This is a genomic window from Sphingobium wenxiniae (assembly GCF_007830065.1).
Classification (GTDB): Bacteria; Pseudomonadota; Alphaproteobacteria; order Sphingomonadales; family Sphingomonadaceae; genus Sphingobium; species Sphingobium wenxiniae.
This window is the reverse complement of sequence record NZ_VLKK01000024.1, coordinates 1-11,977: the sequence shown is the minus strand read 5'-3', so window position 1 is coordinate 11,977 and position 11,977 is coordinate 1. Positions and strand designations below refer to the sequence as shown.

Annotated in this window: 11 protein-coding genes and 2 pseudogenes; 3 read left to right on the top strand and 10 right to left on the bottom strand. The window is 61.6% G+C overall.

What is annotated here, in order from left to right; genetic code table 11:
• Positions 1–172 precede the first annotated feature (172 nt).
• Positions 173–382 (top strand): hypothetical protein, encoded by a 210-nt coding sequence (locus IQ35_RS18370; protein WP_145075586.1) that lies wholly within the window; start codon positions 173–175, stop codon positions 380–382.
• Between the two features lie 6 nt (positions 383–388).
• On the opposite strand, the gene IQ35_RS18365 is transcribed toward IQ35_RS18370, so the two are convergent.
• From IQ35_RS18365 to IQ35_RS18320, 10 genes and pseudogenes are all read right to left on the bottom strand, one after another.
• Positions 389–3,181, bottom strand: a complete 2,793-nt coding sequence (locus tag IQ35_RS18365) for a conjugal transfer protein TraG N-terminal domain-containing protein (RefSeq protein ID WP_145075584.1) — start codon at positions 3,179–3,181, stop codon at positions 389–391.
• A 15-nt stretch (positions 3,182–3,196) separates the two neighbouring features.
• Complete coding sequence (locus tag IQ35_RS18360) at positions 3,197–4,663, bottom strand: conjugal transfer protein TraH (protein ID WP_376699491.1); 1,467 nt, start codon at positions 4,661–4,663, stop codon at positions 3,197–3,199.
• Positions 4,663–5,487 (bottom strand): conjugal transfer protein TraF, encoded by an 825-nt coding sequence (locus IQ35_RS18355; RefSeq protein ID WP_067105015.1) that lies wholly within the window; start codon positions 5,485–5,487, stop codon positions 4,663–4,665. Before IQ35_RS18355 ends, IQ35_RS18360 begins: the two co-directional genes overlap by 1 nt.
• A gap of 175 nt (positions 5,488–5,662) precedes the next feature.
• Positions 5,663–7,456, bottom strand: coding sequence for a conjugal transfer protein TraN (locus IQ35_RS18350; RefSeq protein ID WP_184205017.1), 1,794 nt, complete (start codon positions 7,454–7,456; stop codon positions 5,663–5,665).
• A 38-nt stretch (positions 7,457–7,494) separates the two neighbouring features.
• Positions 7,495–8,241 carry a type-F conjugative transfer system pilin assembly protein TrbC gene (trbC, locus tag IQ35_RS18345; RefSeq protein WP_145075581.1) on the bottom strand — a complete coding sequence of 249 codons (747 nt, stop codon included), beginning with the start codon at positions 8,239–8,241 and terminating at the stop codon, positions 7,495–7,497.
• A gap of 11 nt (positions 8,242–8,252) precedes the next feature.
• A pseudogene (locus IQ35_RS18340) lies at positions 8,253–8,765 on the bottom strand (TraU family protein); the annotation flags it as partial.
• Positions 8,766–9,562, bottom strand: a pseudogene (locus IQ35_RS18335) (type-F conjugative transfer system secretin TraK); the annotation flags it as partial. It abuts the pseudogene before it with no gap.
• Complete coding sequence (locus IQ35_RS18330) at positions 9,559–10,125, bottom strand: type IV conjugative transfer system protein TraE (RefSeq protein WP_092958474.1); 567 nt, start codon at positions 10,123–10,125, stop codon at positions 9,559–9,561. The pseudogene IQ35_RS18335 and the gene IQ35_RS18330, both read right to left, overlap by 4 nt.
• Position 10,126: 1 nt before the next feature.
• Positions 10,127–10,417 (bottom strand): type IV conjugative transfer system protein TraL, encoded by a 291-nt coding sequence (gene traL, locus IQ35_RS18325; protein WP_092958472.1) that lies wholly within the window; start codon positions 10,415–10,417, stop codon positions 10,127–10,129.
• Positions 10,418–10,475: 58 nt separating this feature from the next.
• Positions 10,476–10,796, bottom strand: coding sequence for a TrbC/VirB2 family protein (locus tag IQ35_RS18320; RefSeq protein ID WP_015460524.1), 321 nt, complete (start codon positions 10,794–10,796; stop codon positions 10,476–10,478).
• 370 nt (positions 10,797–11,166) lie between these two features.
• On the opposite strand from IQ35_RS18320, the gene IQ35_RS18315 reads away from it, so the two are divergent.
• Together IQ35_RS18315 and IQ35_RS18310 are read left to right on the top strand one after the other, a co-directional pair.
• Positions 11,167–11,610, top strand: coding sequence for a hypothetical protein (locus tag IQ35_RS18315; RefSeq protein ID WP_221442133.1), 444 nt, complete (start codon positions 11,167–11,169; stop codon positions 11,608–11,610).
• A gap of 160 nt (positions 11,611–11,770) precedes the next feature.
• A partial coding sequence (locus IQ35_RS18310) for a transposase (RefSeq protein ID WP_199739986.1) occupies positions 11,771–11,977 on the top strand: 207 nt, incomplete at its 3' end.

Here is an 11,977-nt window from a genome sequence, read left to right as displayed (position 1 = left end):
GGGGTGCGTGTGAAAGGATCCATGCCTCACGCGAGGTGAGCCGGTGTTCGTCAGGCCGCTCCGACAAGGAGCATCACCGGATTGGACCCTGGGCCGGGTCAGGGCGGCTTCTTCCAAGAACGAGCGCGCTCAGTTGTGAACAAGCAGGCGTTGTGGTAGACATTTCAATGTCATGGTCACCTTCGTAAAATTCGACGTTGAAACGTACAATCGCACAAAGGCTGCGGGCACGCCGAATTGTACGCACATCGAAGAAGAGTTTCCCGACATCGAGATGATCACTGACAGCGAGGGCAATCCCACGCTGGGCGGCAGAATTGGCTATGCTTTGGCCTATGCGCTGATGGCGGGCTTCATCGGATACTTCGTCCTGTTCATTTGAACGGTGTCATTCGCGTAGTTTGGGATCGTGGAAGAAGCCGTGGTCCCGGCCGCGGTTCACCTCGCCCTGCACATCGGCCGCGCCCTGGACGCGCTGCCCTCGCATGGTCTGCGCGGCCGCGCGCGTGCCTTCAAGCTCCGCCTTACCGGCTTCGATGATATCCGCCGCGCCCGATTGTCGCTCACTTCCCGGTCCCACGGGCAGGCCGCCAACACCTTGCGGCCGATACGCCGCCCGCACATCGGCCGCACTGTCCACAGAGGGACGGTGGACGTCGACCAACTCAGGAGCATGGAGTTGGCCTTCGATCTCGGAGCGGATCGAGGTTTGCTTGTCATGCATCCAGCGCGTGATCATCTCCTGGCGCACGGCGCGCTGCTGATCCGTCAGATCGGTAGCCCAGAGTTCCGGCGCATCAAGCCCAGGGTTCGCGACCTGCTGATGCCGATACCATTGCGCGAGATCCTGACTTAGATTCTCGCTCAACTGCATGCCGTGTGTCTCGGCATAGCTCGCGTCACGCGAGAGCTGTTGCGACAGTTCATCAAGCCGTCGCGCGGTTTCCGAATAGGATTTGGCCAGCGCCAACGAATCCTCGGTGCTCGTCGAAGAGGAGTTCGTCGTCGACGCGCGAGCGAAGACACCGCTGCGGGCATAGGTGCCGTCCGACATCGAAGCCCCGGTTCCGCTTGCATGTTCGTCGCGGACCCCACTGGACGAGGTATTCCCGCTGTCGCTGCTCCGGGAATCATCGGTTGTCCAGTTCATGGTGTCCATCTGGCTACCTGACTTGGAAACACTACCACTAATACCGGGTAGCCCCTTTCCACCACCGCCACCTTTACCCCGACCACCAACGCCGGCTCCGATGGTCCCGCTCACCTGATCGGAAATCTGCGCCTGACGGTCGTGGCGTCCCGACACCCGCTCGCTCTGCGAAATCATGGAACGCTCCTCGAGGCCCTGTGTGCTACTACCCGTACGCCGATCGAACTGCTCGACCGAGCTATTCGCCTGACTCCCGCTACTCGAATCCCACCCACGGGTGTGCTCGGCCGAGGTTCCCCACGCGCTACGATTGGCGTGGGTCGCCGTCAGGATCTCGTTGGCCGCATTCTCATAGGCTTGCGCCTGCCGGTGCGCTTCACTCGCCATCTCACGCCATTCGGCGACCGATCCAGAGGTCATCGTCGGCGTGAAGCCGAGGCGCGAGATCGCCGCGGATGTATCGTAGACCTCCTGCCCATTGCCGAAGCCCGTCACCATCGCGCCATTGTCCTGGCGCCATCCAAAGCTCGCGCCTCCGCCCATATAGGTCGGTGCTGTCGACCACTGATCGGCCTGCCGCATATTCGATGTCGCGTTCGCCCAACTCACATTGCCATAGGCGTAGTTTCCGGTGGTCTGCTCGAGCGCGGCTGCTTCCGCGGCGTTCTGCGCCGGCGCCAGCATCGACATAGAATGGCCGGCGATCGACATCGCGCCGCGCGCCAGCCCCGCGGCAAGAAAGGGCACGCTCATGAGCATGAACCCCGCGATGGTCGCGGTTTCGCCGTTCACCGCGCCGATCCCTGCATAGCTCGCAAGCGACACCCCGCCCCCGGCAACCCCGGTCGCCGCCGATGTCGCCCGCGTCATGCAGATCATATGCAGGATGACGTAAAGCGGGCCCCAGGCTGCGAGGTAGAAAAACCCCATCGTGTAACCCTTGAGCGAACTCAGGCCCGTCTGCGGCATGAGAAACAGGGGAAAGATCACCGGAAACATCGCGAAGAAGACGACCGTCAGGACAATGTTCAGGATCGGTACCCAGGCCATCGCCTGCTGGGCGATCGAGTTATAGGTGTTGCGCGCTTGAATGTCGGCACGGGTCTGCGCGAACGTGTCGATCGCGGCCGCGCCGGCGCCACCGGACATACCATTGCGGGCCTGCATGAACGCGTTGATCGCTGTATTCTGGCGCATCACCTCCGCATAGCTGCCACTTGCGCCGGTGAAGGCCGCACTGACGATGGGTACGTCATGCTTCAACTTGTCCGCCGCCAGCGCATTGCTCAGCTTGGGATAGGCCTCCTTCCCCCAGAGAGGTGTGTTGGCCTCGATCATCGGCCCCCATTGAGCATCGAGCGCCTGGTAGGCCTGCCGGCAGGTGACGATGAAGCTATGGACTGTTCCGTCGCCCTGACGCTCGAGCCACTGCTGCGACCGAGCCTGCGACCCTGGCCCTACCGCGGCCCAGAGGTCGGTCGCCTTCGCCAGCGTGGTGAGCGATTTCTGATAGAGCATCACATCGCCGAACAGGCAGTTCTTGAAGTGGTTTTCGAGATTGGTCGAGAACTCGGCATCGCGGATGATGAAATTGCGCGTCGCATCGAACAGCCGCGCGCCATAGACCATGCCGTTGGTCGAATAATTCAGCTCGTTTGGCATGACGAACACCGTTTCCGCCGTCCGGGTCAACCAATCGCCGACCTGGGTAGTAAAGCTGGCGAGGATGCCTAATCCCATGGGCACGTTGTCGACCGTCGCCGGCACGAGGCTCGGGTTGATGCGATCAGTGACCTTGATGTCGACGGTCGGCACCATCAGGCACAGGTAGATCGCGGTCGCCTGCAGAAACCAGTTCAGCCACGCCTTGTAGTTGAGCGTGAAGGCCACCACGAGCAACGAGTAAATGAGCCCCATCACCATGACGACGCGGATCAGAGAGCGATAGCCTCCGCCGCCCGACCAGGCCGCGACCGCGTTGAAGATGTTTACGAGATACTCGCCGCCACCGACCGTGAAAACCTCAAGCATGGCCTGCCCCCGCGCCTAGTTCAGACCCTGTGCGTTGAGACCGCGCGAGAAATTGAGCGCAGCCGCCATCCCCGGCGTCATCGAATTCTGAAGCGTCGATTCCAGCATGATGCTGCGATTTATGATCTGCATGGTGACCTGCAATTTGTTGTTCAGCCGCACGTCACGCTGGCTGAACCTGGCCCGTGTCGACGCGATCTGCTGCTTCCACTGCGTCGCGGTTTCCTGGTCGAAGGTCTGGTAATGAACCTTCGCCTGCTCGACCCGGTCGAGCATATTATCGAGCATGGCCGAAAGCAGATCGACCGCCACGATCTCCGACAATGTCTCTATCTCGCCTTCGGTCAGCGCATAATGGGCATAGGCCTGAACGCTCAGGATCTTGTAGATCGGCACCGTCGCGAGATTGAGGAGCTGCTTTTCGGCCGCATCGAGCGGCGTGTCGGAGCGAATCTTGTCGCTCATCGACCGGATCATCGTGCCGATCCGCGGACGAAGTGCCGAGGAAGCCGGCACCGAGAGCGTCTGCTCACCCACATCGTAGCAGTTCTCGTCGTTACATCTGAGGATCCTGACGGGAGGGGCATCCGCCGTGCCATCGAGCAGCGCGGTTACCACCGCTTCCTCGGCGGGCCCGAACATGACCACCTTGCCGCCGACACTCGGATCGGTCGACGGCGTTGTCACGACCGTTCCGACCAGGGTCATGACATATTCCGAGAAATTCTTGTCGAATGCTCCGAATTTCGCCGATTTCCTGAGGGCCTCCCATGTGTAGTTGTGCGGCTCCCCGATAAGCTGATCCTTCATCGACGCATCGGTGTTCCCGGCAATCGTCGAATCCCGCCGATTGCCGTTGTTGCAGCCCTGCCGCGCGGCGGCCCAGTCCGAAAAGACACCCTGGCTGTTGCCCACCGCTTCGCAGATCGTCGCGCGCGTCGTCTCCATCTGCGGCCAGATCCCGCCGACCAGCGCCTGCGCCGTCTCGCAGCTCGAGATATTCATCTGGTTGAGCAGCTGTGCCTTCTGGGAGAATTCATCCATCACCTTGCCGATCTCGGGCGATACAGAATCAATCGCGAGCTTGAACGCGAAGCCGAGCGCGTTGTTCGCGGTCGCCTTCAGCATGGCAATGATCTCGGAGGCGTTGATGAACGAAAAGCTTCCGCTGAACAGATCGATGCCCCCGCACCCGGCGCGGGCGCTGGGAAGCTGCAGGTTGAAAGGCTGCACGCTCTTTTGCGGAAAACGCGTCCAGACATTGCCCAGCGAATAATAGCCAGCCGACTGCCCCTGGAATGCCGATGGTCCCGTGACGTTGGCAGCGCCCCCGGCGTCCGAGAAGAAACTGTTCATCTCGGAGGCGACATCGGCGTGTGCAGTGCCGGTGACAGCGAGATTGGCGACCGCGACCATGCCAGCCCAACTGGCAGTGCTGCGAATGACGCGGCGAATAATGCCGCTGCCGCGATCCTGTCCCATCAGAAGTCGCTCCCCACTCTGGTGTTGGTCAGCGCGAAGATTCGGTCCATGATCTCGTCGGCGCTCAGAATCCCGTAGCCTACGGGGATGGTGCGCTTGGTGGCCGTGTCGAACAGCACCAGCGCCGGTGTTTCATTGCCCGGGATTCCCATTCGCGCTCGCTGACCGGCGTCCACCACATAGTTCGGGAAATCCCGGCTCGGACCGCCATCCATCGAGACAGCCATGACCGCCATCCGATGGCTGTCCGCAACGGAGCGCAGGATCGGTGAGAACAGGTCGCAGGCGCCGCAGCTCTGAGCGTAGAAGTAGAAAAGGCCGTAGCGCTGGCTGAGGCTGGCCAACACGGCATCGCGATCCGCACGCCGGTTGTCGAGCCAGGCGCGCTTGCCGACCGTCGAAACCGGCCGCTGCAGCGTATAATCGAGGTCGGGGTTCTGCCAGAGCGCCCGCTGCCAGGTATCCGAGAAGGTCGACGCACGGTCGAGCTGTTCGCGCTGGAAGCGAACATAGGCGATGACGTTTTCCTCGCTCGGATCGAGGATTGCTTTCGCCTTCAGTTCGTCAAGCTGGCGCGTGATCGCGGCCATGCGCTCGACCGAACTTTGTTGCGGACCGGCGGACACCTGCCTTTCCTGCTCGGCAGGCATGGGCTTGCTGCAATAGAACCATTGCCCCAGCCGGCGCTCGGCACAGTAGAAGTCGTCGCTGGCATCAGTCCTTTCGACACCGTCCGTTGTCGCGCCCCGCGATTGCGCCAGAACCGGTACCGCGACACCGGCAAGCGAAAGCGCCAGCAATGGCGCAACCACAATGCGAAACATGGACGAACTTCCTTTCCGGAGATTCCTTTCGCGGCTCGGAGGACAGGCGCGGAAGGAAGAAGTGATTGGGATGGCGCGTGTGGTGCCGCGCGTGGAGGTCAGCAGCGCGCCTCGAGGCGCGCCGGGATGATCCGGCGCTTGAAGCCGATGTCGGCCTGCGCACCGGGCAGGCCTGCTATTTGCCGTGCAGGTCATAATAGCCTTGAATTTTCTGCTGGATCTGGGTCATCGTCTCGACCTCGTCCGGGAGCCGTGCGGCATCCACGAACTCGGCATAGACCTCGGTGAAATCCATCACCGAGAGATCAAGGCGCGCAAACTCGTCGATGGTGAAGCCTAGGCACTGCTCGCGCTTCGGCGCGCCCCAAGGCCTGCCGAGCTGGACCCTTCCCTGCTCCTGAAGGATACGGCTGAGTTTACTCTCGAAGCAGCAATAGGCCGTGCGCCGGGTCTTGCAGATGCCAAGAAAGCTCGACGAACAATAGGTCCCGACCTTGTGACAGAAGCCCATGCGGTCCTTGATATCGAGCCTCATCTCGCTCTGGGAGCAAGCGAAGAGCGTCAGGAACGGGGTTGCCAGCGCCGCGACCGCAGTCGGACCACCGGCCAGTGCCGCCGCCCCGGCGCCGACGGTCAATAGGCCGGACACCTTGCCGGCGCAGCAGTTGATAAGCCCGAACACCGGCTTGTGGCAGGTTTCGCGCGTGCCCTGGAAAACGGTGAAGTTGTTCTCGTCGAATTCCTTGCCGGCCTGATCGATCGCATGCAGCGCGACCAGCGCGTCCTTGAACTCGGTCGATGCCTCGCGGACGATCGGTTCGCAGTCACCGTTGATACAGTAGACATCATCGCCGCAGATATATTGCGGCGCGTCGCTCACCGCGCCGCCAGGGGTCGGACAACGGTAAATCCGCTCTTCAACCTGGCACGCGCCGTTCAGCTCCTCATCCAGGCATTCGGTCCGCAGGAAGCTGCAACTCGCATTCGTCTCGAGTGCGGTGCAATCATTTCCGCTCGAGAACGCGTGGCACATGTAATCGCGTTTCCACGCCCAGCATGCCTCGGTGATCGGCACTCCGTCTATGATGCGGGTCTCGGGACCCTCAACGCAGACTTCTGCGCCTCCATCGGGCAGGCACATCCCGTCGCCGGCGAGGTCGCCGCAGCTATCAACCCGTCTGGTGACGATCTGATTGGTGCTGCCCGTCGCATGCCATGAGGCACCGGTAACCGGGCTGACTTGCATGGCGATTGGCAGGTCGGCTGAACATTCATACTCAGTCGCATAATAATCGTCGCAATATTTGTTATCGGGCCACGGCCAGCCATAATCGCGATGGGCGGCGCACGCCTGCTTGACCACGCCGGTCGGCTTGCAGACACCGGATGCGGCATGAGGGACCATGGCTGCACGGCGCGCGAACGGCGTCCCGTACGCATTATCGGGCACGACATAATATTTGTATGACGTAATCGTCGTGACATCCCGGACCATTCGGATGAAACACGAACGTGGTCGCTCCTCAACTTTGGTGCCCGCATTGCAGGTCGCCTCATAATATCCCGCACCACCCGTTGCGGGCGGCAAGGGCGTACAGCTACCCGAGGCGCCACTCATCTCCTCCCCCTCCAAAAAGGCTGCCGGGTCCTTCTCGACCGCCGTGGCGCGTGCCGTCGTTTCGAGGATCTCGGCATTGCTGAAGGTCGGGCGCGTACGATCGGCGTCCGTGGCGATGCGGTACTGCTCGTTCGAGGACTTCGTCGCGGCGGCCTCAGCCTCCATCCTCTCGGGGTTATCGAAGTAGGCGCCCTGTGGAAGCGACGTCCCGTCATATCCCGGCACCGCCTCCGCCCGGGCGCTATCCGCGGGAACCAGCGTCGAATCCTGCCGCTTTTCGTTGCCGAGCGCCCTCCCCTCCTGGCGCGCTTTCTCGACGGTCATCTGGGCAACCGCCGGCGAACTGGCCATCAGGACCACAAGCAATACCGCAACGGACGCCCATATCCTCACGGCGTGGTTTTCCGGAGATTGGCGAGACCCACCGCCGCAACGCCCGCACCGGGGCCATTCCCGTCCGCGAATGACGTCAGCGCATATTCGACCGTCACATTGCCGATCATCCGATCGTAGGGTGGAAGCTGGGTCCGGCAGGAAAAGCCGGCGCAAAGATCGAAATCCGACGAGACGGCGATGTACGTCGGCACCCCCTGGACGTCGAAGGCCCGGAACAGCCTCGGATCGATGCCGATATTGGCAAAATCGTCCTGTCGTTCGACGATCTTGCCAAGCGCTTGCGAGAACGCCTTCATCGAATTGTTCGGGAAGCCGCGAAACACCACGACGCCCCCTGCCCTCGCCGTGTCCTGGATGAGCTGCCGAAGCGCCTTTGGCGGCATCGACAGGCTGGCAAAGGCAATCAGCTGCGGGGCCTCGCCGCCACTCGCCGCGGCGTTCGTCGCCGCGCCCTGAACGATCTCGTCAAAGTCGATCGGGCCGGCCGGGCCGGTTGGCAGATCGGTAGAGGCCACACGCTGCATGTTCTCCATGCCGCCCTCGCGCACCGTGACTGCCTCGTCCCGGAACGCATCGCCGCGGTCCTTGATCTGGTCGACGAAGGCCTGTGCGTCTGCCTGCAGATCCGCCGACTTTTTCTTGATCGCCTGCACGTCGATCCCGTCGACGGTTTGAGCAAGAAGGGCCGTCATACTGGCCGCGGCGACAAGGCCGAATGCACCCAAGGTGAGAAGTCGCATCGCCCCCTCCTTCACAACACGCAGCAGTTGCGTTTGCGCCAGACGAGATAGCCCATGTCCTCGCCACCCGCGGGGTAGGCGCGGCCAGCATCCGGCGGCATGGTCGAGGCCCCGATCGCCGAACAGGCGAAACGCCCGTTCACGGTCGGGATCGGATTGGTCATCTGGAACCGGTATTGCTGCTTGCGCATCACCGGCATCAGATATTTCTTGCAGAGGCCGGCCGAGCCCATCGTGCCCCAGGCGAGCGCCTGCCGGTGCATCTTGTAGGCGAAGCGGGACAGCGCGAGGCGCGAGGACTGCACATGGCCGATCGAGGCTGGGATGTTCCCGTTCAAAGGATACATCCCGCCCTGGCAGCCGGCGCACCAGAACAGCTGGTCGAGCGGCAGGTTCACCGTTCCGGCGATGCAGTCTCCGGCACAGGCGGCTTTGGCCAGCGGGTTGGCGAAGATGATCGCTTCGGGATTGATCAACGCCGCGAGGGAGTCATCCTGCCAGAGGGGATCGACCTCGGTCATATATTGGGCGTTCTGGGAGACAAGGTAGGCCGTAGTGACCTTGCCCGGGGCGAGCCTGCCCTCGGCAATCGACACGGCCAGCGCACTGGCGGGGGCGACCATGGCTTCGGTCAGCTCGATTTCGGACGCGCCCTTGTTTCGATGCGCAAAACCTTGCCGGTGAGTTCTGGACCCCGGTATTCGGCGATCATCTGCACCTGAAGCGTACCGACATAGACCGGTCGCAAGGCGCGCTGCCGCATCTCATAGCCTTCGGCGACCGCATTCGAGTACATGGCCTGCACGAGCTCGATAGCGGCATCGCGCGTCCCGAGCTTTTCCGCCGGACCGTTCTCAGCGGCTCGTTCGTTCGCGATCGCCGGATTGGAGACGAAGACTTGCGCGGCCTGGTCGCCACCGATCCGGCACACGAACTTGTAGACATAGCCGCGCTTGCTCGTGGCGAAAAATGAGAGGGCGCTCCGGACAAATCCGTCAGGAACGGATAGATAGATATCGCCGCGAACAGGCTCGTTGACGACCGAGAAGTCATCGATCGGGTTGCCGGTCGAGATCTTCGAGACCGACGCGAACTCATCCTCGACAAGGCTGATGCGCGTGAGGTCCTTGGCCGATGCCTGGCAGTCGACCTGGGCACTGTCCGACGCCATGATCGTCTGGTCCGCCCTCGCCGGTTCTGCGACGAGAAGCACGGCGATCGCCAGCAGTCCTGCGCCCATGCACCGGCTCAAATGGCAATGGACGCGCGAGAGGAAGGCCGTGCCGGCAGCGGCACTGCCGAAGACATAGACCGACATCATTTTTCCTTCCCCTGCTCGGCCACCACCATGCCGAAGCCGATCAGCTTCAGGGACAGGCCGGAATATTCCCAGTCGTACCGGAAGGTCCGGCGTTCGTTCGAAATGACCTTGTTGCCGACGATGGTGTGCAGACTGCCCGTCACCTCCGAGCGAAGGTTCTTCGTGTCGAGGTCCATTTTCTCGATGGTATAGAATTGGGAGATCGAAGACCCCCGCTGTTCGTTGACGATCTTGAGCAGATCGGCCTTGATCTTGCCCTGGGCGGACGGCGCCGTGATATCGAGCACCGAATTCATCCAGTATTCGAGATTCTGCGGACTGCGATTGAGGGTGAGCACCACGGTATCGCGGGTGATCATCTCGAGATATTCCCGGCTGACCCCGGCCGAGCTCACCGTGACGGGCGAGCGCAAAATGGGTTGCAGCACGACTTCCCGGTCCCGCGATACGGTGAAGATGAACAGCAATAGGGTCAGCGCGCCGAGCCCGGCGGCGACGATCGCCAGGATGTTCCGCTGTCGCAGGATGCGCTGGCTGTGCGAATGACTGTAGGAAAGTTCCATATCACCCCGCCATCAATCGAAGGTACGAGGGTGGCGTGGCTCTCAGACCGGTGAACCCGGCCGGAAGATACCAATAGGCCAGATGGAGAAGCCACGATGTCGCCCGGCCTGCCTTAGCTTTTCTGAGACCCCACCAGCCTGCACCCGAAAGTGCCATGCCGATGAGAATGTGCTGAGACAGGATCCCCCACGCGAAGGGTATGACCATCGCCAGGAACTCATCCAGGGTCCACAGCCCGATCAGCTCGGGATCATCCAGATGAGTCGGGATAACGTACTTGTCCGCGGCCATTGCACCACCCTCTCCTTGGATCGGTCGAAGCTGCTACTTCGTCCGACCGCAGGAACGCTCAGATCGTCGCCGTCACAGTGGACGTGACGATCGGAATTCCGGTCCCCGCACCGACCCCGACCCCGACCGGGATAGCGATCTGCCCCATGGAAAAGCGACCCGACGCCAGGGCGACGATGCCGCCGGCAAGGCTGAGCACGGTGATGATCTTGCCGCCCGAACCCTCGAGGAAGTCGGTGAACTTGGTGAGCGCGGTATCGAACGTGGTATCGGCGCCGGCGAATGCTGGCCCCGCGAACCAGAGACCAGCGAACAGGAGGAGGGCGATGGCGACGATCGCCCGCTCCGTGCGCCCGCTCTTTTTCAGAACTGACTGCATGTTGGGTTTCCTTCACATGGAGACGCGACGGATCCGCGCCCAAGTGAAAGGGTGGTCAGATGCCTTGCGTGGTCGCAACGGGCGGCCCGAGGAGGCCCCCTCGATTCGGCCATCATTTTGCGATTCTCGGCTTTTTAAGCATGGCCACGGGGCACGATGCTCCGACATCCGGGGCGGGCCGCCCGTCAAAACGGGGCAAGATGCCCGTGATTGCGGGGCGGCTTGCCCCACATTTGCGGGCACGCGGCAATCGCGGTAGATTCGGCGGCCAGATTATCGGAAATTAACCATTCTCGGTTCATAATCGCTGCCGTAAGCCAGACGCGTAGATCGGGCTTCTTATGGATCGCAACTTCAGGACGTGGGCACTATGGGCGCCGCAGACTCACGAGACATCACCCTCAATATCTCCGAACCCCTGTTCCGGCTGACAACCGAAGGCATCCGCCTGCATTCAAATGAAACCCTGCATCATCAGACGCTTTCGAATCTGATCGACCATAGAAGTTCCCGTACCGAAAAGATCGGAAGCCACGATACCCGCACTCTCAAGGAACATCTTACTTCAATTCCATCGGACGGGACCATTCGAATTCGTCTCAATATTTCCAGAACGAGCGCAACAAGCCTTGATGAAGTGAAGGATTTACTGAGCCGCCAGCTCGACTCCAAACTGACTGTGGCGGATGCCTTATCATTCCTTTTGTTCGATTATGTGGTCGAACAGAAGGCCGCGCAGGTCATGGGCAAGCTGGATCTCAGCGGCCCAGACCCATTCGGACGTAACGGATTCGCCAACGGTCATTCCAGTTAAACGGCTTGGTCCACAGTGTGTTAGCCAACCAATTACCCGCCCACATGGCTTAACCCGCCTTATTCACCAAAAGTGTCCTGAAGGGTTGGCGGGAGTGGCGTAAGCCTCTGATCTGAATTAGGAACTGGGTGTCTAAGCCGAACCTGCCGCAGGGCAGAAAATGCCACGGGCCACACCCGCCATGAACGATGATATCGCAAGCTCATTTGGATTCCCAGCAGTCGGCCGCAAGAAAATCACAGCTGCGTTCGACGGTGGCCGGCTTACCTCGGATGGCGGTGTTCTACTGCTTGCACAGGCCGAGCGCGCGATGGGGATTTGCCAGCGCCTGGCGGCTTGTATTGCCGATCCGCGCGATCCAGCGCGG

Bases quoted from the DNA above. Each gene is read 5' to 3' on its own strand.
- IQ35_RS18370 (WP_145075586.1), top strand. From the start codon at position 173: ATGGTCACCTTCGTAAAATTCGACGTTGAAACGTACAATCGCACAAAG.
- IQ35_RS18365 (WP_145075584.1), bottom strand. From the start codon at position 3,181: ATGCTTGAGGTTTTCACGGTCGGTGGCGGCGAGTATCTCGTAAACATC.
- IQ35_RS18360 (WP_376699491.1), bottom strand. From the start codon at position 4,663: ATGGGACAGGATCGCGGCAGCGGCATTATTCGCCGCGTCATTCGCAGC.
- IQ35_RS18355 (WP_067105015.1), bottom strand. From the start codon at position 5,487: ATGTTTCGCATTGTGGTTGCGCCATTGCTGGCGCTTTCGCTTGCCGGT.
- IQ35_RS18350 (WP_184205017.1), bottom strand. From the start codon at position 7,456: ATGGCCAGTTCGCCGGCGGTTGCCCAGATGACCGTCGAGAAAGCGCGC.
- trbC (WP_145075581.1), bottom strand. From the start codon at position 8,241: ATGCGACTTCTCACCTTGGGTGCATTCGGCCTTGTCGCCGCGGCCAGT.
- IQ35_RS18330 (WP_092958474.1), bottom strand. From the start codon at position 10,125: ATGGAACTTTCCTACAGTCATTCGCACAGCCAGCGCATCCTGCGACAG.
- traL (WP_092958472.1), bottom strand. From the start codon at position 10,417: ATGGCCGCGGACAAGTACGTTATCCCGACTCATCTGGATGATCCCGAG.
- IQ35_RS18320 (WP_015460524.1), bottom strand. From the start codon at position 10,796: ATGCAGTCAGTTCTGAAAAAGAGCGGGCGCACGGAGCGGGCGATCGTC.
- IQ35_RS18315 (WP_221442133.1), top strand. From the start codon at position 11,167: ATGGGCGCCGCAGACTCACGAGACATCACCCTCAATATCTCCGAACCC.